Below are 24,368 nucleotides of genomic sequence, written 5' to 3'. Positions count from 1 at the left end.
CTTATCTCCCCAACGCGCTCAGCACGTTCTCCGACTTTTGATCAACGGGCGTCAATTGGATTTGATTTTCGATGTCCCGAAAGGATCGCATCGGTCCGAACTGATAGATCGACTCGAGTGCAGTACCGAGATCTTTGTCGACGTTCGCAGCATTGAGGTTTTGCAACCTGTGTAATCCACGGTCCACTTCGTCGCTCAACTGCTTGCGGAACATGGTAAGAACGCGGATGTCAAAACGGGGCTGTATCTTACTCGGGACATCAAGCGCGCTTATAAGCATCTCGCGAAGCTTTTGTCTTGCGATTCCGGCGGGATCATTCAGCGCCTTGTGCAGTTGACTCGCGCTCCGATTGAGGTCCCTGCCCCAGCCCGGCTGATGCTTGGCCCAGTTGTACACCACTGCTGTGAATACGCCAGGAAGCGTACGGTGCAACACGTTCGGTGCAAAGCGATTGATCGGAACCGAGTCGACGAGCTTATCTAAGAAGAAGTGATAGTCACCGAAATTGAGAAACACCCCAGACTCGAAAAGCTTTCCTGGGCTCAAAACAGACATCACGATGCCTGGCTGCGTTCGACCGCTCCGCGCAGACGACTGTATGTATTCAGCGGTCGAGGAGGGCCACCCATCCAAGACCATGAAATTAAGCTCGGAGATGTCAACGCCATGGGAAACGACGCTCGTCGCGACGATATGGCGCATCGGATCCTGTGGTCCCTTCGTCTCTATTTTGTGAATGGCTCCAAGGATGTCGTCTAACGGGGTTTGACCATCAAGCAGAACATGAGCGCGAGGTCGGGTGTATCTCGAATTCAGGTCCTCGAGATGTTCACGAATGGTGGTCGTCTGCCTTTTGCGGATGGCATATATTAGATCCGTATTTAGGTACTTGCCGATATAGTCGACGAGTTCCTCCGCGCGGGACAGCGGGAAGCCGATACTAGACGCCACATCGCCGTTCTTGGTCGCCAGTCCTTCCAGCCAATTATCGACTTGGTCCAGAAAGCGCGTTGCAATTTCCGCTGCAGCCTTCTCTGTTCCTCCTCGCGTGAACGCCAGAGGCAGGATTCCCGCAAACCAACGCCGAGTTAGCGGACCATCCTTGTCAAAGCTTACGCGTGCGTAAAACGATTCTCCCCGTCTGGCACCCGGCGCAGGAAATCGCCTACCAGGTCGCATGTACAGGTGGAGAAGCTGATTCTCGAAGTCCTTAACCGTGGCCGTCGCAGCAAGAACCTTTGAAGGTTGTCCGCTATGCCCCGACTGAAGGGATTGCATGAGCGTTTCGTAGTGGGCATCGAAATTGCCCAGGGATTCGCGGAGTAAGTGCAGTTCGTCCTGGATCAACAAGGGGAAGCCGGGATCCAGCATTGGAGAGAGCTGAATCGTCCGAATCTTGCTGGTCCGCGAATTGTTGCCGCACTCTTTGGACTCCCACTCCCCTCGCAAATCCAAAGCAATACGCTGATGCCTGCATTTCGCGTCGGAAGTGAACCCGTGCTCGGGGCAAAAATGTCGGAATGCGCCAAAATAGCCCGCAAACCGCTCGTTATGTGCAATGACAGCCAGCTTGTCTACGGTCCCAACCAACACGGTTGGAAGATATCGATAGCATTCCTCGTCGCTCACATAGATGCCGACTTCTTTTGCGATTCCCTCACCGTGTTCACCAGATCGCGCGTGTAGATTGGTCCAGCAGTTTTCCTTCGTGCATCGATGAACGAGTCGAGATCGCTCAATATCCTTAACCATCGCCAATGATTTTTTCGATCCACAATACGGGCAGTCGGTGATGAACTGATACCGCTGAAGTTGTTCGGGAACCAAGTCAGGCAGCCATACGGCCGAGCCTTTTGCCTCCGAGCGACTGATATTTCCCGGGGTGCCGCTTCCAGTGTAATATCCGACGGTGAACGGATGCCCCTTCACACCCTCTCGACAACGAATCATCTCGGCCTGTGCGACGACATACGATAGGCGCTGGAACTGTTGTGCCGAGAGCATACGCAAAGGAAAGCGCATCCACGCGGTAGTGCCATACAAGCGTCCACGCTTGCGACCATACAACATCGCTAAGGTAACGATGCCTAGGTACGCTTCTGTTTTCCCGCCGCCCGTCGCAAACCAAAGGACGTCCGCAGTGTCGGCAACATTTTGCCGCTGCTCTGGTAGACAATGTCGCTCAAAGACCGCCCGCACTTGGGTAAGGATGAAGCCGAGCTGAAACAAGTGCCATCCGTCAAAGCTCTTCCCTTGTAGACCGATTGCACGACCCATCGCCTCATTCATCCATGAGAAGCAAAGTCTCAAGTCCTCATGCTCACGAAGCAGATTGATACCGTCTCGAATAAGATCCATCTCTTGCCGGTAGGCAGCTCGGTCGACCAGTACCTCTTTCAACTCCTCCAGCTTGCCCTCGCTCGTCAGCTCTTCTTCAACCGAATCCCAAACAAGGTTGTAGCTTTGGAGAGCTGCTAAGAACCCGTTAAGCACTGCAAGAGGTTGTTCCGTCAGAAGAGAGAAGCTCGGCGGCAGCGCCATGCCAACTTCCTGAGGGGTCGGTGCGTCTACGCGAGGTTGCGCAAACACAGGCATCGAATCGGTTCTAAAGAGGTCTCCATCCAATTTGCGCACAGCGCATGTAACGCCGTAGCCTGCGACTCCATCTTCGGCTTGATAGCGGTAATCTTCCGGCTGCAATCTGTGCGGGACGTCGTACTGACGACCACTTTCAAGCTGAGCCTCAAACATAACGTCGAGCAAACATGGCTTGGACAGGCCGTGCTGCCTCCCCACCGCCGCATCAGTATTGTTTTGCAGGTAAATTTCGAGCAGATAACGCCGCCCGCTGGTGACAAAATTCGGCGGGGGTGGACGCAGGCGTGCTCTCAAAACAACACGATGTTCGAGGATATTCTGACTTGTGAAGAGATTTCGATGTACAAGATCAGCTAAGGCCTCATCTGTCTCGCAATGGGTTCTCGTCCACGGAACAACTAGGCTCGCCCAGCCTCTGTCATTGACGTCGCAAGAGCGAAAGATTCTTCGATCATCTTTCCAAGACTCCTGTAGCGGATGCAAAATCGAATCGAGCGAGGACTCCATCCACACATTGACGTTTTCAGCAGACAGCTTGAGCGTCACCTCGTTGAATGTTACCGAATATCGCTTGTAGCACTCTGGCAATCGTTGTCGAGGTTTGTCCCCATCTGCCCCGACCTGAAGATGCTCGAGCATCTTCTCCAGGCTCGGTATGTACCGGTGCGTAACGTCGAAACGGCCGCTGAGTTTCAAATTAACGTGTTCGGTCTCATCAGGCTCCGCCATCAACACCATGCCCATGGCGCACGGCGCTTGTTCTCGGTGATAGTCCGGATCGGGTCGCGGAGCAAGGCCACCGAGCAACGAGTGGTCTGCAGGGTCCTCGTCTGACACCACTCCCTCTCGTGGGAGTATCTCAGTATTTTTTCTTGTCAGCCGCAACCGCATCGCTTCGAGAAGTCGCTGCGAAATGCGCATCTTCTCTTTATAGGTCAACGCCATCTTTTGCTGTTCTCCTCTTACGCCCGCTTAGTTGCTGAGCGTCGGCAAGTGTTCGCCGGCATGGTGCACGACGATCTTCGCGTGTCGCTCGTCCCAGTGGAAATGGATCCGCATGGTGTATCTTGGATCGAACGCCCGACCAAGCTTAATATGCCGCGATATATCGACTTTCGATCCTTCGTAAGGCCGGAAGTAATACTGCTCGTGCTTTCCCTTCGTCACGTCCGACATACCGCCGGCGTATGAAGCGGGTATGGCCGCAAGCATATCTTCAACCTCCTGCAGCGATTTCGAGTGGTCCGCATACATTGGATAGAATCCGTCTACAAGGATTTGCAGCACCCTTCGGAATGCCTTCACATTTGCGAAATCTGACGTTCGCATTCCGCGATCACATCCTTTCGTAAACAGGATCTTTCGCGGATGCAACATTGCGAACTCGAGCGCCACGTCACGGATCGTCCGGGGATCGATGCCTACTTTTTCGTGCGGAGGTTGTTCGATGCTTGAGACGGTCGCAACTTGCACCAAAGCATCGAAGACGTCGCGGGAAAACCGTCGGGAGCCAATCTGAACGCCTGAAACGTCTCGCGCGCGAGACACATTGATAGCTCGCCTGAGATCACTTCCAATCCGACGGTGCTCAGCGCGAATGACATTTATCGCGCGCCCAACCATCTGAGCCATCTGCTTTGGATTCTTTACCTGGATAAGCTCGGCCAAAGCAAAAATCGCAGAATTGTCTTGCGGTCCGATCACGCCGCCATGAACCCAGTTTTGGACCGTACTGTTATGAACGTTGACTTTCCTCGATTTCAAATACTTATTGAGATCAGAAACTGATCCCTCAAATTGCATTAAACTCGTGTCAACATAGGTTTGCCACTTGTCCGCGATGCGGAGCGTCTGCTGGAGTCCATGGTTGTTCTCGACAAACATTTCAAATAGGTCGTTCTGCGTTGCGATTCGCTCTTTGCTCATCTCGAGCATCAACACCTCATCGCCGACACAAAGCTCATGCGCCGCGCAACGGTCTAGTTCGTCACCGCGCAGACGCATCACGGACTGATTAGCGTTGCACCGAACGGGTTCTGTCTGCCCCTCAAACTGAACCACGACAACATTGCGCGTCGCTTCGGGCGGGCGATCATCAGCGCTTTCTATCGATGCAGGCTCTTGCATGAGCGCATTCAACCAATCGTCATATCCTCGACGAGCATCCAACTGTGCAATGCGAGGCTTGACTGGATATGTCCCGTTGATGTCGAGTTCGCTGTATGAAATGTGATCGTTGGGAGCCGTCGAATCCCACGTCATTTCGTCTCGAAGAAAGCGTCGCGCAGGCCACTGAAATCCCCAGAGCGCGTATTTGTCACCCTTTGTCGGACTGGGCATCGCATGCTCGGCCCACCATTTTGCCAACTGAGTTTGTAATCTTTCGCGCTCGAAAGGATGACACAGCACCAACTTCCGCTTTGCCTGCAGACCCAACCAATGAATTCGAGATGGATAAAGCGTCGACGCATACACCAAGAGATCCTGTTCTTGCGGTGCAAAAGCCCCTGCGCCGTCCATGGCGGACACCGTCAACCAATCTACCGCCTCCGTCCCGAGACGGGTTTCGAGATAGTTTATGAGAATCTCGGCATCTCTCTTGTTCCCGACCATGACCGTGATTTTCTGACGGTTGGCGATGCTCTCGCCGCAAAATTTAACGATCGCCTCCGAGCGCCCCGGGACCGCCTCTCGAAGATCCGCAGTCATCCGACGCACTGTAGCCAAAACCTGGTTGTGCAGGTCTTGTATGTCGCCTCTGCGTCCTTGCAGCCGTGATGCAATTTCTATCGAGGATTCAATGGTGCGGATGGCAAAATGGCCTCCCCGGGCGTGGCGGAGCATACCCGCTTCATGAACAGACAAAGGCACATTCAGACCACGAAGTGCACGGTCCACGGCTACCAATGCCTGAAATTCCTGGGAGACACCTCCGATCTCCTCAAGCTTTCGCTTCAGATTCCAAACCATAAACCCAATTTTGGATACGAACGCGTCCATAGTGGGATCGACAGCAGCGGTCACTTCAACTGCTCCAAACGCTCCCGAGCAGGGCTTAGATCCTCGCAGCCTGGAAGCGTCCGACAAGCGTGTGTTCCAGGCGTGCATTGGCACCGAATCAGCTATGGTTTGCCCCGTGTAGTTCAACATCACCACCGGGACTGATTTAAAGTACTCAGGCAAGACTTTAGTAAGGCTAATCGCATTCGCTTCGCATCCGTGGGGACTGGCATCAACGATTATCGCGAACGGGTTGGCCTTTTTTTCCAAAAGTTCGAGCGCCTCCAGCAGATCACGCTGCCCGTTTATCAATAGGGTTCGCTGAAGTTCAGAGGACTCAACCGCAATAGATCCTCCGACCAACTGCGGACGCATCACTGCGGATGTGCTGAATGAGCGCAACATGTTCCGATGGCGTCCGAACACGAGCAGATCAGTGCGTCGTTCAATAGACATTCGATTGAACCAGGAGGACCGTAGCAAACCTCCTGCTGCATCCAAGCGCAATCGATGGAGATAGAACGCTACCTGCGGGAGCATCGATCCCTGCCCAATGGGCAAGCTCAACTGTATCGATTGTCCAAAGCGGACAAGCCGACCCATCGTCGCAAGTGCCACAGCCTCGTCTTTGGAAGGAACGTTGAGTCCATCATGCCTCCAAATCTCTTCGTTGCCTCGCAACAAGTCGGATGCTGTGACAGCCGGCCACGAGCGCTCTACGAGATCGACCCAAGACTCGGTATCGTATAAAGCGACATCTCCCGAGCCCCTCACGCTTGTGCCTCTTTGGCTCCGTTCGCCTTGACACCGTGCTCGGAGATAGCGCGTTGGATGGAAGGAATAAAGGCATAGGTCACCACACCTTCACGTGCAGCGTCGCGCGATTTCTGCAAAGTATTCACTTCGAGCACCCTGAGCGATGTCCACCAACGAATAACGGCCTCTGCTTGATCTGGACTAAGTGTCAGCTCTGTGTCCTCATCGCCAAGCATCCCGATGGCCGTTTCCAGGTCTGCTCGGGAGAAGCCCGATAGCAAGTCAAACTCCTCAAGCTTTACGCCAAGTGGAAGTGACCAGGCTTGGCTGTTCATTCCAACCGACGAGATGAACCTGTCGAAATCCTTACCGGGAAGCTCGTCAACCTTTACGAAGGTTCGGGCAAGGTCTGTGAGGCTGGAGGCCGATTCCTTTCGCTTTCGAATGCTGACGAAGTTGATGATCTGGTCGTGCCACCCTTCGGTTGATGCTCTGAGAGTTTCGCCTTGCTCCAGAGTGGACGACATCCCTTGTTGCTCCAGCAGACTTTCGCATGCTTGAGCGGTCCAGCGATCCAGGTCGACTGTTCCGCCGATCTCGTCGGGTCCAAGCGTAAGCCAGGAATGCGCGTGCCAATTCCACATTGCCTTCGGACCAAGCAAAAAGACGATGCGCAGAGGGTGCTTGAGACGAGTTGCTTTCCCTGCTCGTTCGTTTGCTATGCTTACCAGATCCACCATTCGATCGATTGCGCAGCCTTCGAGTGGGACGATGACAACGGCCGGATTTACCGAAGCCCATAAGTCGATCGCGGTATGAATGCGTTCTGCAAACTTTTTCAAATCGACGGTTGTAGCGTCTTTTACGACCTGCGTTTCATACTTTGCGACAACCGCGCCTGACTGGAATTCATTGATGGCATTAAAGCCCTCTTGCATTGTTGGGACCGAGAGCCCGAGAGCCGGCGATCCCATCACGAGCGACACTGAATAGAAAGGCGCTCCTTCGGGGGGTCTAGCCGAAAGGATCATGCGCTCATCGCGCAACGACAGAGGCGACGGAACCTTGTCTGTCTGAGACCCGGTAGCGTGACAGGTCAGAACGTCTTGCTCATGATTCTTAAGACCAGTAATGGCCTGTTGCAGCTTATGCGCGATATCGTCTTTAGACCCGAGAAGTTGAAGGATCGACTGATTCCGCAGGGCGTATTGCTTCCTCGATTTATCATCGACTCGCAACACGCCAAGACCGACGAGCTCTTGAAGGATGATCTCGAACCCAGATTCGCTCATCTGTTGAAACTCTTCCGGGACCCATGTACGAGCAATTTCGAGCGCTTTGCTGACGGTGAATTTCGCCAGACTCTTATCGTAGTCTGCAATCAACCCATACACGGCAACCGTATATCGCTTGTCGAGGTTCAGCGTCATATCGAATCTCTCTCCAGAGAGTCGACGAACGTCCGAGTTGCTTTCGATGTTTTCGATGTCGGTCGCCAGAATCGGGCGAATTCCGTCCGTCCGGCTGCGATCGCGCCCAAGTTGCTCCACAAGTGCACTACAAAAGATGTGGAGGAGGCTTGGATGGCAATTCGTGAATGCCATGATGCGGTCGACCAGTTCCGGTTCTTGGAACCGATATCCAAGCGCGGTCAACGGCTGCAGTATGAGATTTCTAGCGTCCTGCGATGAAAGGATTCCAACCTCAAGCGGGCTTCCGAGCTGCTCCAGTGGCACATTTGGATAGGTCCGGAATCGATTGACGTTATTCAGGCCGGCCAGAACAACTCGAAAGCGATGATGCGGGTCGTTGACGAGTGCCTTCAGCGATCTCACCAACTCAAAATTGGTTGCGGCGTCCTTGTTTAGAACAGAGTCGATTTCGTCCAGACAGAACAGTACTCTCGTAGCTCCTGGCCGCAGAAACTCTTGGCGTAGACGCTCCTCTGGATCTGCTTGCGAACTCCCCGGAGTATTCGACAGAACTTTGTCGTCCACCAGTTTGCGTACTAGTTGGTCGAAGAGACGTCGTTTAACGTTGATTCCACGCTCTACTACGTGCTGAAACATCCCATCCATAGGAATGTAGTAGGCGTGATTATGCTTCTGATCTTTTTTCTTGAACTCCTGGACCGCAGCACTCAGCAGGGTCGTTTTGCCCAACTGCCGCCCACCATAGACCAGGGCCGCGCCTCGCGGTTCAACGAGCGATGCGATGTTGGCTTCGCGCCCGAATCGCATCTCCGGCGGCGCGGGGAGGCGTGCATCTCCCTTCGTGTAAGGATTGTAAAACGTCCACGGTGCACTCACGCGTAGGAACGTTTCGAAAGTCGACTGTCGATGCCGGGACGTCGCCACGTACGACAACACAACCGGATCCAGAAGGAAGATCGTGCATTTCCGATCGCGGCAGAACGCTGCGAATGCACGGCGTTCATCCAGTGATAAGGGATGCCCGACCATTAAGATTGATCGATCGGGTTGGCCGTGCATTTCGACCAACTCTAACAATCCCGCCTGACTCCAATCGCCTTGGACAAAGATGATGTCCAACGGTTGGGCCGAACTGTTATCGCCGTCGAACAGCGGAAAGCCCTTGGGAAGGGTGGGCCGAGCAATACGCACCTTCAGTCGACGAAACTCGCCGGTTGGCGTGTACTCGCAACTAGTCAAAGCATCGTCCTTTGAGCTGACAGCCTCATCGAGTCCCAAGAAGCTCAGAAGGCGAACGATGCCATCGTAAGTTTGCCGTTCGAGCTTACTCTTACGATTTTTGCCTTTGCTTCGCCATTCGAGCAAGAGACCGATTGCATCTTTGAAGTCTGCTCTGAAGACAGAGTAATCCAAGCATCCAGGCGCTTCCGCAATGACTCGCTCGCCGGCTTCGCGCGCGTTAGGATGCTCTTGGAGCAGACGCGATAGTTGCCCCTCAACCCGCAAAAACGCGCTCAGCTGCGCGTTGTCAAACAGCGATGTTTCTACGAGACGTGCGTTTCGCTCGCTGTGTTCCTTCAGCTGATTGATGAGCTCCCGAACCAACGACAAGCTGCGCTTTTCCAGCGCTTGGCGCGATCTACCTTCCCATCCTTCCGGAACGGCGTCTTGGCCAAGCTTCACTCGAATGCCCAAGAGTTCCCGGTTGAGCTCCTCCTCAAGGCCCGCAGCGGCGCCATTCAGAAGTTTTTCAAGCGATCGCACGCGCTGCTGAACCTCCTGCGCGACATCTGATGCGTCCACGTAAGGTCGTCGATCAGAGAGCGCCTGAAGCCATTCGTTGACCTGGTCGACATCTGCGAGATGCTCCCCCTCGCTTAACAGATCGACCGAGGTCGCCTGCAGGGAAAGATTTCGAAAACGCTCGATAGCGACCTTTATTTCAGCGCGAACCCCAGCTATATCGTTGCTGGCTGCATCAATTTCGCCAGCGTTCGAATGGCCGCCGGCGTCCAGTTGCCGCAGCACCAAAAGACGAACCCAATGAGCCTTCTGGCGCTTCGCAAGCGCCAGCATGTCAACCAACCAACTTTCGGAGGCAAAGCGCATGGCAAACCATTCGAGACGATGGTCCACGCCAGCATCGCCCATATCGAGGCGAGCAAGAGTTTCTGGCAAACGGAACACCGCGTCCGTCAAGTCGAAACGCCAAGCGTCATGAGTCTCTACTTGAATTCGCTTTTGTAGATTTCTCAAACACGAGAGTAGGACGAGGCTGCCCGCCCGATGTTCGAGGTCGGCAAAACCAGGGTGATTTTCAAGCGTGTGAATCGATCGCTCCAGAAGCGTACGAAATTTCTGAAGAAAGTCTTCCACTTCCTTCGGACGCACGTCCGCCGGAGCCACCTCCAGTAGCCAAGCATTTGCGATGGCGACTAGACCGTCCATCTGATAGCAGAACGTTGAGTACGCGGGACTGTCGATTCTGTCGGCAACAGGAGCATCCGCACGGATCTCAACGACAAGTTCGTCCAGAAGGCGTCTTGCCTCCGTGTGCGAAGAGAAAGTCTGGACGAACTGATGAACTGCGGCCGGATCGCCTTTCTCCCCATTCTTGATGGCCTGAATCGCATTTGCAAGTTCCGGCCGTTTGATGCAGTTTCTCAAGGCCTGCCGAAGAATGTGCCATCGATTTGTTCGCTGCTGATTGACCTCGACCCAAGCATTCACCTGTTCGATCAAACGATCCGCAGCAAGACGAGTGTCTTGAGCCTGTTCATTGCGCAGGAGGTCGAGATCAACTCGGCCACCCCGAAGCGAAAATTCAGCGGTGTCGGACAGCAGTCGACTCAGATGACTTTCAAAATGTTCGGCAGCAAGACGTAGAAATGTTGCCGCTTGGGTCTGTCCTCCGGCGAAGAGCGCCGGCTGCAAAGTAGCGCAAACGAGCAGATAAGGAACAATCTTGCCGGTCGGCTTACGCTCTAGCTGTTCCTCTAAATCCTTGTGATTCAGCAAGTTGAGATCGCGCTGGGTAAAGCTTAGTGCTTCTCGGTCTTTCGGCCACAAATTCATGCCATAGAACGCAGAGCGCAGAAGCGCTGAGTCGAGCACTCGATCCTCGACAAGCGTCGAATCGCTGGCGTCGCGCAAGATCTGTGCTGCTACGTTGAGGTGCCCTGCACCGATCCAGTGAAGGGCTACCGATTCGATAACGTAACGTGGGACTTGAGAATACTGGTCGTAAGCGATTCGGAACGCTTTCTGTGCCTCTTCTGCTGACTCCGTCCAATGCAGGTGCTTCAGCGCCTGATCAACACTGTTCGGAATGGCGGGTGAACTAACGTTGTCTACACACGCAGTTCCCTCTGGCACCTTTGTTGAGGCAATTGCTTCAAGATCCAGTTCGTCGGCGATATTTTCATCGTTGAAGACCGACGGGTCCTCCTCCTCAGGTTGAAGCGAGTCTTCTTTGTGCGTACCAGTTTTATTAGTCGCCTCAGTTTGCACGCCTATATCGGCGTCAATTTTTGTCGAATCGTCCTGGTTGACGCTTGTCTCGGATTCGAGGTCAACGTCGTGCTGCCCCCCCACCGAAGGGTCATCGCTTCGGTGCTCGCTTGGTGTCGATTCCAGCGAAGACGCAATCGTTGCATCATGCGCGACTGACGTTTCTGAAACCGTCCTCCCTGACACGACTGCCTCCAGTTCTAGCACCGCCTGGCTGTCGAGTTGAGTGAGATCGAGCTTCGTCTGCTCGAAGAGTTGCTCGTCCTCCATCAGGTCGTCAAGCGACCGTCCATCGGGAACAAGGTAGTGAGCGACTTCGACGCGAATGGTCTCGAGCTCTTGATTAGCACTGTTGATTTCGTTCGTCTTCTGAGTCTCTTTCGCTTTCAACGAAGCGCGCGCGGTAAATTTTGCGTCGACGAGCTGATTTCGAATGTCTTGAATCTCGGCAGCCGCCGCGGCTATCCGTTTCTGCTCCTCCATAAAGCGGTCGACGAACTCGGGCATTTCTGCCCGTTCGAGCACATTTACTTCAAACCAAGCACGCGGCCGACCGTCTTCAAGGGCGGAGATAACGGTACTCTTCCATGCGCTATGGAGCGCGGGAACTAGTTCACGCTGCTCACTTTCCTCGAAATTCAGAACTTCGAGCAAGCGCAAAACAAGAACACAGTACCGATCAATTAGCGCAAGGACTTCGTCGTCGCTCAATCGGCGCCGCAGATCTACCAATCGTTGTAGATGTTTGTCAAGAATGTCGCGGATATTCTGGCCGCTCGATGAGGCAGAGTCGGGATCTGATTGTGCCCTTCGGCTCATCGCTATGACCATCGAGAAGAGCTCATCGATGGATCCAGGAATCTCCGCAGAAGCAGCGAGTGCTTCAGCTTGATCCGTCACATGGAGTTGTTTAGCGACTTCGTGCGCGTCTGAGTTGTCGGGCAGTCCGGCCCTCGTGGCATCCACTGCGTACGCAGCCTCTTGTCCCAAAGCATTAAGTGCTGACCTTGTCTCAACCTCGTAATTATCGATAGCGGGCTCCAAGCCCGCGGACTGAACACCGGCAGGTACGACGGGAGATTCAGAGAGGATCCGCGTTTGCGCCTTCGAAGACCTGCTCCCGACCGGCATGCCAAGGAAACTACGGTAATAATCAAAAATTTTCGGCTCCACGGCAGACACGTCTTCAAGCGCCGCCTTGCCGAAGAAAGTGAAACCAGCAAACACAACCTCCGCGAGCTCTTCTTTACGCCCCCGATCTATCCTGTCCCAATCGGCAAGATCATTTCGCGCTCTTAGCCACGCTTCGAGCGCACATTTACACATAATCTCCAGGGCACGGTCGACGGATACGTTGGTGCGATTAGCCAACGCTTGCAATTTGACTTGATTAGGTCTGAACCGCTTATTGCGCCGTACCGCCAAGAGAGCTTCGAGTTTGCTGGCTAGATCACTCTCCTCTAGCTTGCTCACCTCTGTCAGGTCCTGCTCGTTTCGAAGATGCCATTCAGGGTCGTACCGCGCCATGGCGTGAGCCTCTGGGCTCACGGCGGGATCCCCTGAGAGCACAAATGGCAGGCTAAGGTTTCTGAAGTGCAGCAGACAGTCGACGAAGTGTGTCAAACGTTTTTCGCGACTGAGCGCGACTATTGACTTGTCGTTGCGCCTGCTTCTGGGCAAACCGAAGCGCTTCTGAAAAACCTCTGGACTAGGCTTTCCCAAAGAGTCGATGTACCAACAATCGGGCATGCCACTTGTGTTGTTTGAGATGCCTTCCAGATTGATCTTCTGCATTCTTACCGCTCCCCGGAACGGAGTCTTTTGATTTCGAAACGACTGAACGATGTATCACCGTGATGACCGACGCATCGCACCAGCAAACCACAGCGCGGACAAAAGCCAGCGCCAGCTGCTCCCCCCAGTCTGGCCCTAAATTTGCAAGCTCTCTCTGCACTAGTCATACGGTAGGAGGAGAAACCCGAGATCGATCATTCTATAACGGCTTAATCAGGGGCTTTCTTGATCCCCGAAGGAAAATGCACAAAATATATGGAGTATCAAACCTGCTGCCGCTCCTCTGTGGTCGCAGCGAGGATCGATGATTTGAGGCGATTTCGAGGGTTTTCTCTAATAGACTCTTAACAAGCGAGTCGAGCTGCTTGCCCGCAGATGCGGAAGCCTCGCGTGCTGACCAAGGTGAAGGTTGGTCAGCGGGATGACGCGCTGAGGGACGAGGAAAGCTGAGGACGATCGCAAACCTGCTTTGCGAAGGCGACCGGTGCGAAACTCGACGCGGATATTTGGGCGACCCACAACGTGAGAAGATTTAGCAACCTTAGCGAGATCGTCGATCTGAGCATGAGCGCTCGCCCACGTCTTAGGCCTAATTGGACCTCTTCCTGGTCTTCTTCGGCTGAAATCTGCCGCTGTTCGCGCCGACGGATCGCAGGACGTTTTGGACGACGATGACCGGCGACGGTCTCTAACTGGCCATCTTCATCAGCGTCGACAACCTCTACGAAGAGCCCAACAAGTTCAAGACCGTAGACGACCATCGCCAGTACCGGTCGGATTTTTACTGTCCGAGCATTGACTCTTGCCACGATGCACTTCGCCTCCGACGCCAAGGGACACCCAGCCGAAGTCAAGGGATGCTGAGGCTCGACATCAGGCAAGCAGGTAAGGTCGCAGTGGGGAATTGAAGTAAATGGCCTTGAGAACCGAGGCAAGTCAGAGCGTCCGCCGCAGAGTGGCTGGTAGCCACTGAGCGCGCGCAACCCCTTGGCGCTTATATTCCTTTGCTTGGCGTCCACGCGTCGGCACTTGACTTCGTGCTCATTTGAAAAAGCCACTGTAGTCACGAGGCTCTCCGTCACGGCTGCATATCGGGCGGTGGTGCAACTGGTTGCGTAACTCTATGCGTTTGAGGGGGCGCAAGCGCTGATTGCGGGGCGTCGAGCGTTCGATCCGACAGCGCCGATTTATTTGCCGGTGCGGGCCTTGTTCTTTGCCCGCGTATTCTTTTTCCGCGTAAGGCGACGGGGTCGCTTCGCATACAGATTCTGGGCGAAGGGCGAATGCCACGCGAAGATGTCCAAAAGCAGCGGCGTACCACCCGCGACATCACAAATAAGGTGTGTTAATCGCTGGCAGGTACGATACATTTCCTCGGACACAATGTCGCCCATGCGGAAGGCATCTCCGGCACCGACGAGCAGGCCGCTGAACGCTGCGCTGATTACGGCGAGGCTTTTGCGATCGAGCGGAATGTTGCCGAAAGTGAGACAGTGCTGCGCCAACTGCGGATGTTGGTCTGCTTTGGTGCTCAGGCATTTCACAAACAGGTCTACCAATTTGTAGCGATGCGCAACGCTCAGTTCTTCGTTGGCTGGGACGTGGTCATCTCCTTCCAGGTCGCGAAGGATCTTGTTGTTCACTGTGACGCAGACTCGCCAATGCGCATTCAAGGATTGGGCCAAGCCGGCGTGCCATGCTTCGAATCCGTCCTTCGTGCCCAACGATGCCAGCAGCACTGGATCGCTTGTCACCCGAGCCATCTGCACCGCAGCCCATGATTCATAAGTCGCAATTGGACCCTTGTCATCACGAAGGCCCGTGCTGATTGCACGCGCAGTCGAGGCATCGAGACCCCAGTCTGCGACCTCGCGCGTCGGCGCGCTAAGCCACCTCCGACCATTCTCCAGATGCCGGGTGTGCGCGGCGAGCACGTCGTGGTCGAGGTATGTCCGCAAGTCGAAATCTTGGTCACCAGACATGGTGGTCTCCGTGCGTTTCGGGACACCCATTGGAGCGGAGTTCGACGAGGCTGGCAATTGAATATTTATGCGTTAGCGCACATAAGCGGCGCGCGGAGTACTGTGATAAGGAGCGTGTTCCGCTGGTCTGTGGTGGGTTAATGTTCCAGTTGTGATCCGAGTTGAAGCCCAAGGCCCGGCACGGTACAAAGCCTTGCGGCGCCTTTATTGGCAGACCATCAATGGCGAAGACTCCGCGAGCACGGAGTTGCATCTCACGCTCGCGATCCTTGATGTCAGCTGTCGACTCTGCTTCGTGCCCACTTGTAACCGAATTCCAAGCTCGCAAGCGAACGCGGCATCACCGCCCAGTTCTGCATCGACGCAGCTTACAGCGTTCACATCGCCCGACTTCGATCTGCCACACAGACAGGGCAGGCTGGTCAATCGCCATAGCGAGACGCTGGCGCCCTCGGATCACTCCGAAGTTTCCTCCCTCGAGGTAATTCAGCTCCTGCCTGGCTGCACGCGTTGCCGTTGGCTCATGAGCCTTTGGTCGAGGGCAGGCGTCGAACAAACGAAACCAAAACTGCAAGTTGTCGGACGCCGGAAGTGGCCATTCCGCTGCGCGGCGCCGTCAACGTCGGCAACGTGCCAGTCTGCTGACGTCCAGGAGAGCCTCGTCGAACGTCCGCAACATGCCCTGAGCCGGTCCGTCAAGTGATTTGAGCTAGACACCCGAGGGTTTCATTAGACGCCGCGTGCAGGAGCAGCGGGGAGCCACGCTTCCTCAACGCGTTCAGATAGACACTCTCATCATAGACTCGGCCAGTTTGCCAGCATCGATAAAGGACGCGTATCCATTTGAATGCCAGTGCCCTCACCGCAGCCTGGTGCGAAGCTCCCTTGGCGCGCTGCTGGCGATAATAAGCGCCGGCCCAAAACGATTTGTTGACTGTCTGGTCGGCCCATTCGACAAACGTCTGGCGCAGGAATCTCGGACATTGCCAGCGCCAATGCACCCAGCTTTTCTTGCCACTGCGCTCGGTGACGGGTGCGATGCCCGCATACTGCTGCAACTCATGCGCGCTGTGAAAGCGTTCGCGTTGCTCCCCGAACGCAACGAGCAGGCGCGGCGTCAGATGCGGCCCCGCGCCTGGAAGCGACTCAAACAATGCGAAGTCCGGTAGTGTCGGAGCAAGCGCTGCGATCTCTTTATCGAACATGTCGATGGCTGCGAGTGTGGTTCGCAACTGTGCGACCAATGCTAGCGAGTGCAGCCTATAGGGCGTGATGATGCCGGTGTCATTGGTAAGTGCTGCCGCACTGCGAATCGACTTGATACGTTGCTCAATCAACAGGGCCCGACGGCAGTTGTGCGAATGGAAGAACGCTTCAAGCGTTTTGCTGTGCGCACGCTTGACCGTCAATAACGTTGGCCATTGAGACAAGAAGTCACAGAACAGCATCGTGTCGATTTGCTCGAACCAGTCGAGCGTCTGGGGAAAATATTGCTTCAGCGCACTGCGCAAGCGATTGGTGAAGCGGACCCTATCGCTGACCAACAAACGGCGCTGCTCGATTAGACTCGCTAACGATCGCATGCTGGCGCTCTGCGGTGTTAGCGGTGTGAACCGCTCGGGATGACGCCGCAGCAGGTCCAGGGCGAGTTCTGCATCGGAAGGATCGTCCTTTGCGCGACTCGGCTTGAACGCCTGCCGATACTTCGCTAGCGTCGTCGGATTGATCGGAAACAAAGTGAAGAAATCATACTTCTGCAACGCGGCGACGATCGGGCCTTTAGCCAATTCGAGCGCGACGGCGATCGGGCCGCCGAAGCGTTGATGCAACGCTCTTGCCCAGTCGTCGATGCACTCCACCCGATGCGGAATGCAACCGAATTCCACGTTATCTTCGCCGCATATCTGCAGGCAGAAGTCATGCTTCGTGTCTCCCCAGTCGATGCCGACGGAGGCAACGAAGTGCCGAGTCGATTGCGTTGCCATCTGCGCCTCCACAAGTGGTAGATTGGTGACAGGGGCATGCAGGCTTGAGCTCAGCGAAGTCATTATAGTGAGCCGGTGCGACGGCGAACCCTGAGAATTCGTTATCGAGCGCAAGCGCATCTGCGGGCTCGAAGATATTGCGGTAATCGTCCAGGCGATTGGCCGACTTATTCGTAGCTTACAGATGCATGCCCCGCCACTATCGATCAAGGGCGGGACACAGACTACCTATAATGGCCGAACGCCGGTCCGCCATGCGCCATCATCCTTCCCCCGAGACGCTGTATCTAACGGAGGTTTGTGGTCGTGCCACGCGCCTCGCGATAAGAAGACTTGTCGCAATAGTGTTGCCGACACATCGACCCGTTATAGCTCATCTTCCGCTTGAAGTTCCCTTTGGCCCGGTTTAGGAACGGCATCGACAAGGATAGATACGCGATTCTCTGATCCTTCATTCAAGCCTCGGTAGTAGCTGCCAAACACCTTAAGGAGAAAGCAATGAGAAGAATCTAGCGACTAACTTTGCCCGCTGCGCCTCGTTTGCAGCAGTTCTTCTTTGCGAACAATCTTGCTCTGGACTCGTCGGGACTCGTGCGGTCACGTCCCGTCAGAGTCTCTTTCAAGGCTTTTCGTTGAGTTGATGCGCCGACAAGCCGAAACTGTCGTGCTCGACAATCAGGCGAGACTCAAGCATCTCGAGACTCTCATCCGGTTCGCTGTTGCGCAGGTAGGTGAAGACGATTCGCGCGCCCGCTTTAACCGCATTCGCGAGGGCGTAGTGGACCTTCCGGTAGTCCTCATCTGGGTTGGTCGCATAAGGCAGGCCGAGCTGAATTCTCCGTACGTGATTGCGATAACGATTGAATCGCGCCGTCCCTCGCATTGCCCGCGCAAGGCCGATATAGACGCCTATGAGCGCTTCGCTCTTGTCGAAGATTTGCCAGCGATAAATGAGAGCTTTCGAGACATCGACCCCATCCTGGATGACCTCGGGGTCGAGCGGGATAAAAGCTTGATTGGATGGTGTGGTCGTTACCAATCCTGCGGTCAGTCTCACTTCCGCGTTTCTTTTGCCTGATCGTAGGACTTTCGCGGCAGGAGGGTCGCCCTCGGCGGATCGCGTTTTGCTTGCAGTAGGCAAATCGCCAGCCTGAATTAGTGCAACCTCGCTATCGACGATATGGAGCAGCTCGGACAATGTCCCATCGAAAGGTCCTTCCGCATCGGGGCTTTTCGTCGCGCGAAACGTCGCGGCGCGCTTGAGTTCGAGCCCATGCGCGGTTTCCATTAACCGAATCACTCGCTTTTTCACGCCTCGCGAATTGAAAATCCAATAAGAGAAGCCATCGACGATTTCATCCGCATGCAGTTCGCGTCCTGCTCGAAGTAGCTCGTTGTGGAAGGTATCTACGCGCATTATCACTATTCGGGATGTGGCAAGTTAGATGGAGACACCACTTTATCGCTCGAACGTTGTGCTCAATGCGAGGTTGGGCGCCACGACGCACGCTGTTCCGTGCCTTATTCCGCGACAGGCACGGTCGAGCAACAGAGTCCTTGCATTGTCATCGTTTCAATCGTACAGCACTGTCGCGGCTTGACCTTCACAAAAAACATTGACACTGGCGCAGATAACCTATTCGGTATCGGAACTGTCGGCTTCGTAGTTTGAATCGTTTATTTCGACGTGGACCGGATCGCCGCGGAGATTCAAGCCGTCTGCGACCCCGTCATCGAGTTCACCGTTGATGACGTCCATATGCCCTCCGTTAGGCCAGTTCACGTGGGTGATTTCGCCACCATTGACTTCCACCGGAACCGTGTAGGTCCCGCTCTTGGTAGTCACCATTGCATCATAGGTTCCGTCCTGTGCGCCGTCATCGGCCTTTGCATGAACTGGCGCAATCAAAATCGCCAAAAGGATCATAGAACGAAGCATATTTCTCATTTTTAGATCCCAACGATAACAAATGCGCTTCGGCAAGCGTTCGCTCGCAGTTCTGGGTGCGGGCCCTCGACGATCGCAGATTCAACGAACATATAGTCTTTGACCCAGCGTCTTTCCTTTGTTTGTAACTCGTAAACGTTGCTATGTGGGCGCGACGAATCGCTGACCGCTGCGTTTCGTCGGCAAATGAGCTATCGGCAGTACAACGCAAAACTTGAGGTGAAGCCGTCCGCCAGCCTGTGACCGAAAGCAGACGTCGATGTCACCGCAGGGCAGACTAAGCAGGAGGCGAGGTTGTTTCTCTCGCGCTTTCCTTTCTTGCTATCCGAAGGCAGCGGGGGGCGATTGGTCTACCTCCTCCGTCGAATGACCTTCTCCGGAGTGGTGCCGACGCCGAGCGACCACGCGATGCGTCGCGCGAATGACCCATCGTGGCCGAGCCATGCGAGACGACGAATGTTGGTGCGTCGGCCATAGCAGACGCTCGCCGGTCAGGCGTGGTGCGGCCGCTGCGTGTCGTCTTGCTGTCGTTGGCGATGCGATGCTGGAACGTAGATCTGCATTTGCGGTCCGCGATATGGTACAAATCAGTTTCTTGATTCTTGACGCGCCCTCGCAGGAGCCAAGAACGACGGCTACTTCCTTCCACCCCGATGCACCCGGTCGTACCAGAAAACGAATGCGGTAAGGCTTGCCCAGACGGCGATCGACACAAGGGGCGGAACATCAGAAAACTTCTGTTCCGTCTCTGGATCGTGAAACAAATCATGCACCCGACCCAAAGGACATGGCGAGAAGATGCATTCCATGGGGTAGCCCAACGCCAACACAGTATTAAGCGCAATCACGGAGGCAAAGGCCAAGCTCTGACGGCCAGACCTGTATGGATCAATGTCGTATCCAAAGATCAGCAGCAAAATTGCCGTGCCTAAAATGATGCTGGTGGGTCCGTATGGACCGGTTTGTGCGATTGTCGAGATTGCCGGTGCCAATGTCGCGGCTGCTAATGCTGCGGGGTCTACGCCACCCCTTCGCGTTTCTCCTCCTCCTGCCGGTCCTTGTGGATCGACAGACACGGGCTCAGGAATCAGCGCCTGCTCCACTTTCGGAGCGGTCAAGGCAACGAGCCACAACGATGCGAAGCCCAAGAGACCAACAGACGCAGCGTATAGAAGGGTCTTCTTCATGACGATCTCCCCATCGCCAAACGCCGCTCTACCCGGATGGCTGTAAAGCAATATAGTGTTACTCGCAACAAAATCAAGCGTAAAATACAGCGAAAGTGAAGGCAATGACCGACGCTTCCATCCAGCCGCACAGCGAACGATCTGACTTACCGCGGTTCTGTTGCGAGCGATCTTCGTGAAGTCGCCTTCCGTAGATTAGCCGGGGGCACATCCGGGCCCGCGCCACGCGCGGCCTCACATAGTAATGGAAGTAGGCCTGCGGCAGAACTTTGGAGCATCGTGGAATTCCTAGAGCGAGAGAACCTCGATCGCGATGCTTGACGCCTGACGTCTCAATTGCAGCCGTAAGCGGTGCAGTAATGGCTGAAGCTCTGACCGTTTGAGTCCGTGCCATTGATCATCCTGTTTCCGCCGCCCATATTTGTGATGTTCTCGTTCCAGTGGGCGCCGTTGGCCGCGTTGCCGTTGATGTACGTCGTATTGCCGACGGTGTTGGACGTTTGATTCCACGAACTGCCGGTCTGAGCGTTATACCCGTTGACGGTCGTCGTATTGCCCATTCGGTTGACGGTGTACGAATTGCCGTTGGCGTCGTTGCACGTGCTGAGAGCGGCCGAGCCGTAGCAGGCAGCAAGAGCGGATCCAGACAAGGACGCAGCCAACAAAGCAATCAAAATCCTTTTCATCGCTTCTCTCCCGATATTGTTTGCATGCTTCTACGGCGCGCCAGCGCAAACCTTTAGGAGGTTGTTGGCATACTCTCCCCGCGGGTCATCCGGGCGAGAAGGGCACCTTTCCGCTTGAGCTCGCAAACCTTGCTCGGGCTGCAGTCCCCGCATGGATCGAGAAGGCCAAGCTGAGATTCTAAGAGTATCTGTTCCTGAGCCGGCATTCTCGGTCTCCGCACATATCAATGCGACAATACGCCAGGAAGGTACACTGATGGGTCGCTCCGATCGGCCTTGTTTCAATCGCTCGCAGCGCACACTCGACGCGGCGGACGAGTCCCTTTATTTCACAAGCGGACGAAGAGCTGAGAGCTGTTCAACGTCTGCTTGGACGAAGGCAAACTGAAAGCACAGTTCGACACCTCGGTATGGAGGTCGACGATGCGCTCGAAATCTCCGAATGAAAAGTCATTTGAAAAGCCGGGGGCGGCCGCACGACAGTCTCTTCGTCTTTGCGGCCTGATGCGCGTTGCGCGGCATCGCCCCTCTCGGCCATAAAGCGATAGTCGTTCCACGCGCGGCTATTGTCACTGGATGACACCTCCCACCCTCCACGGCACACACGAGCGATTCTTTCTCTTAGCCGATGTTTGCTCGTTCCCTGACTGGCGTCAGCTTCACGCCGTCATATTCTTACGCAACTTCACTTGCGCTGTGCGTCGTTGGACGTCGAAGATGAACTCTCGGAAGCTCGCAAGGGTTGGATTAATCGACCATGTGATTGTTGGATTGCACGGTCGGGTAAATTCGGGAAATTTGCCGGAGTCCATTGTCTCGCAAAACGCTTCCACAAAGTCGCGGTCGGTTTCGTCGAATGGCGGTTTCGGAGTCGTCGGATTTAAGGCGCCGTCTTCTGACCTTTGCACAACAAGCTTAGAGTAGTCCTCATCGTCGGCACCTCCGGGTATAACGTGATGAATGTAGAGCCAGGAAATTTCGGGATTTTTGCGCGGTTTGCCGTTTTTTTTGGCGCGCCAGCAGAGCACCCAGCGGTTTTCGACTAAGTCATCATCAGGGGCGAAGCTTAGCTTGTCGTAGACGACTGATGTGTCCGCAACGCCTAGCGCCGTTGCGACAGTCTTGTCGTTGATTTCAAGCGCCCCCTCGCCAGCCCACCACGCGACATAGAAGTCGTCGTTACCTTCGAGATAATCGAGAACTGATCTCTTGTCGGAGGCGCCATCAAATGGAACGACTCCGTTGCGTTGCCCTTTGTTCGTCAGCCGCTCGAGCTCACGTATCGCGTCTATCTTCTGCTTTTTGGTTTTGAACTCCGAAATCGCGGCGGCTTTGATCCGTGCGTACTCGTCGCCGAGACACGCGCGCAATTCATCATCGGTGATCACAATGGCAATCTCATCGAGCAATTGGCCGTGCAATCCGTTGCGGGTCAGGTTGCAACTCCCAACAAGGGTCGCGTCTTTCCCTAGATAGATCTTCGCATGAAGTTGGGTGTAAAGATGCACGTTATCCCAGCCGAGTCGTTCACCAAGCATTGCGACCGACGGCGCATGCGTACCCAGGGTGGGCGAGATAACGATTTCCCGGGGAAGGCGGTCCGGTCCACCGAGATAACTCTCATAATCTCGGCCGAGATAAGCAACGGCGATACGCTCAGGCCGGACTTTTATTATTGCTTCGCGGATCCGGGACTGGGCGACAACTTCGTTCTTCATGCGCTGCCTTGTAATTTAAACGACTGTAAACCGGCATTCGGGTTTAACGCCATTGTATCGAGAAAGCGCCGCGGCGCGCCGAGGCACAACCTTGTCGGAACAATGTCTGGTTGCGTAGGTCTGGATGCGGCCCACCATACGCCCCTCGGCCGGGGGGCAAACGTGTTTTTTGGAACTACCACAGCACTCTGATCTTTCGGAACAACCACTCACACAGTTCGGCCTTTGCGGACATTGAGGCAGGTTCTGTTCAACGTCAGCAGCTACGAAGGTTGCTGACCTTGCGGCGTCACGCGCCAGGACCGCAACCGCCTGCGCCCCTATCTATGGCTGCCTGAAAACGACATGCGCTGAGGTCGTCCCGTGCACGCTTTAGCGAAGCGCGGCTGCCACCGCCTCGTCAATCTGCAGCGCGAAGCGCGCTTCAACATCGGGCACCTGAATGTCAATGCCTGAGTCCTCGACGAGCTGTGCGTCGCACGGGTCGAGAATGCCGTGATACTGGCGATAGGAATTATGCAGCGTCTGATCGACGCTGAACTCGCCGATGCGGTCGGTCGCACGCCAGCGTTTGGCACGGTCGAAGCGTTCGCGCACCAGCATCGCGACGGGATCGAGCAGGCGCGGATCGGTGGGCGTGGCCTCGTCGGCCTCGGCGCGCGCGGCGTCGCGGCGCTCCTGCGCACGTTTATTGGCGTTGCCCGAGCCGGGGGGACGGCCCCGGCGTTTGGGCGTATCGCGCGTGAGTGTGGACATTACTGACTCCGAGCAACAACGCTCGGCTTATACTGTTGCTCGCGAAAGGCAGTCAACTAAATTCCGTCAAGTGAATCACAATGCCACCGTCAAGCCTCTATAAGTACACGGCACTGCACGATCTTCGTTGGACTTGGTTCGAGAATTTGATTCGACGTGGGACAATTTTTCTCTCTCATCCGAACGATTTCAATGATCCATTTGACGCGAATCCGACGTTAGTTCCGCTGTCCCCGTCTGATCGCAGGTGGCAACGAGACCTGTTAGCGGCAGGCCTTCGCCAAGGCCACTCGCGAGTCCAACGGAGAGAGAATCTTCGTCACTTGAGACGAATGCCTGGTGATCGCCTCAAGTCACACACACGAAGCAAAATGGAACGCCGTGTGAGAAACGTGGGTGTCTACTGTCTAACCGAAGAAAATGACAACCCATTAATGTGGGCACATTACGCAAACAAACACACTGGAATCTGTATTGGTTTCAACGCCGGTCAGGGACTCTTTCAACTCACGAGCAGGGTAGAATATTCGAGCGTTCGTCCCTATTACAGCCAAGTCGGCATGTCATCCGAAGAATTCCAAGCTGTATACCACCGGAAATCGGTGCATTGGGCTTACGAGAAAGAGTGGCGTCTTCTCAGCAACGATGTAGGAAGAACGAACAGGGCTGAGCTTATGCGCGGTTTCGAAGCATGAGGACGACGTGGTACGGTTCATCGGTAGAGAACCCGGACCCGGTCCATTCGACATCTTTCCGACCTTGATCGAATCCATTACCTTCGGCTGCAACACGAGCGATTTCGACAAGCGCCAGGTCAAAGAGCTGGTGCGACACACTGCGCCCCATATCAAGTTTTTCACTGCAAAGTTGGATGAGGAAACATATTCCCTCCGTTTGCATCAGAACTTTTAAGCTACCCTCCGTTTCTTGAGCCTGCCGCGCCACGCCCCGTCTTGCCTTCATCATCGATGGCCACGCGCGCCTTCGTCGGACGGCGTATGCCATCACTACAGG

Annotated in this window: 13 protein-coding genes; 1 reads left to right on the top strand and 12 read right to left on the bottom strand. The window is 55.0% G+C overall.

All coding sequences use genetic code 11. The features are described 5' to 3' along the window. Position 1: 1 nt before the first annotated feature. The 11 genes from AC1Z32_RS07960 to AC1Z32_RS07910 all read right to left on the bottom strand — a co-directional run bounded on the left by AC1Z32_RS07960 (position 2) and on the right by AC1Z32_RS07910 (position 23,354). Positions 2–3,544, bottom strand: a complete 3,543-nt coding sequence (locus tag AC1Z32_RS07960) for a helicase C-terminal domain-containing protein (RefSeq protein WP_483478132.1) — start codon at positions 3,542–3,544, stop codon at positions 2–4. A 27-nt stretch (positions 3,545–3,571) separates the two neighbouring features. Beyond that, the gene (locus AC1Z32_RS07955; protein WP_483478131.1) at positions 3,572–6,055 is read right to left on the bottom strand and encodes a DISARM anti-phage system protein DrmE domain-containing protein; all 2,484 of its coding nucleotides are present in this window, start codon (positions 6,053–6,055) and stop codon (positions 3,572–3,574) included. Positions 6,056–6,369: 314 nt separating this feature from the next. Continuing rightward, positions 6,370–13,092 carry an ATP-binding protein gene (locus AC1Z32_RS07950; RefSeq protein WP_483478130.1) on the bottom strand — a complete coding sequence of 2,241 codons (6,723 nt, stop codon included), beginning with the start codon at positions 13,090–13,092 and terminating at the stop codon, positions 6,370–6,372. Positions 13,093–14,279: 1,187 nt separating this feature from the next. Next, the gene (locus AC1Z32_RS07945) at positions 14,280–15,074 is read right to left on the bottom strand and encodes a hypothetical protein (protein WP_483478129.1); all 795 of its coding nucleotides are present in this window, start codon (positions 15,072–15,074) and stop codon (positions 14,280–14,282) included. Positions 15,075–15,769: 695 nt separating this feature from the next. Then, positions 15,770–17,059, bottom strand: coding sequence for an IS110 family RNA-guided transposase (locus tag AC1Z32_RS07940; protein WP_483478128.1), 1,290 nt, complete (start codon positions 17,057–17,059; stop codon positions 15,770–15,772). 619 nt (positions 17,060–17,678) lie between these two features. Beyond that, positions 17,679–18,476 (bottom strand): hypothetical protein, encoded by a 798-nt coding sequence (locus tag AC1Z32_RS07935; RefSeq protein WP_483478127.1) that lies wholly within the window; start codon positions 18,474–18,476, stop codon positions 17,679–17,681. Between the two features lie 219 nt (positions 18,477–18,695). Beyond that, positions 18,696–19,043, bottom strand: a complete 348-nt coding sequence (locus AC1Z32_RS07930) for a hypothetical protein (protein ID WP_483478126.1) — start codon at positions 19,041–19,043, stop codon at positions 18,696–18,698. Positions 19,044–19,642: 599 nt separating this feature from the next. Next, positions 19,643–20,194, bottom strand: coding sequence for a hypothetical protein (locus AC1Z32_RS07925; RefSeq protein WP_483478125.1), 552 nt, complete (start codon positions 20,192–20,194; stop codon positions 19,643–19,645). Positions 20,195–20,526: 332 nt separating this feature from the next. After that, positions 20,527–20,880, bottom strand: a complete 354-nt coding sequence (locus AC1Z32_RS07920) for a hypothetical protein (RefSeq protein ID WP_483478124.1) — start codon at positions 20,878–20,880, stop codon at positions 20,527–20,529. 659 nt (positions 20,881–21,539) lie between these two features. Further along, a complete protein-coding gene (locus AC1Z32_RS07915) occupies positions 21,540–22,598 on the bottom strand; it encodes a phospholipase D family protein (protein ID WP_483478123.1) in 1,059 nt (352 codons plus the stop codon). A 372-nt stretch (positions 22,599–22,970) separates the two neighbouring features. Then, positions 22,971–23,354: a hypothetical protein gene (locus AC1Z32_RS07910; protein WP_483478122.1), complete on the bottom strand. Its 384-nt coding sequence runs from the start codon at positions 23,352–23,354 to the stop codon at positions 22,971–22,973. Between the two features lie 80 nt (positions 23,355–23,434). Between AC1Z32_RS07910 and AC1Z32_RS07905 the strand changes: the two genes are divergently transcribed. Further along, a complete protein-coding gene (locus tag AC1Z32_RS07905; RefSeq protein WP_483478121.1) occupies positions 23,435–24,049 on the top strand; it encodes a DUF2971 domain-containing protein in 615 nt (204 codons plus the stop codon). On the opposite strand, the gene AC1Z32_RS07900 is transcribed toward AC1Z32_RS07905, so the two are convergent. Next, positions 24,027–24,320, bottom strand: coding sequence for a hypothetical protein (locus tag AC1Z32_RS07900; protein ID WP_483478239.1), 294 nt, complete (start codon positions 24,318–24,320; stop codon positions 24,027–24,029). The two genes, AC1Z32_RS07905 and AC1Z32_RS07900, sit on opposite strands and share 23 nt — an antisense overlap. Between the last annotated feature and the right edge of the window lie 48 nt (positions 24,321–24,368).

The sequence above is a fragment of the Caballeronia sp. 11_S32 genome, assembly GCF_056930355.1.
This window is presented reverse-complemented; position numbering and strand designations above follow the sequence as displayed.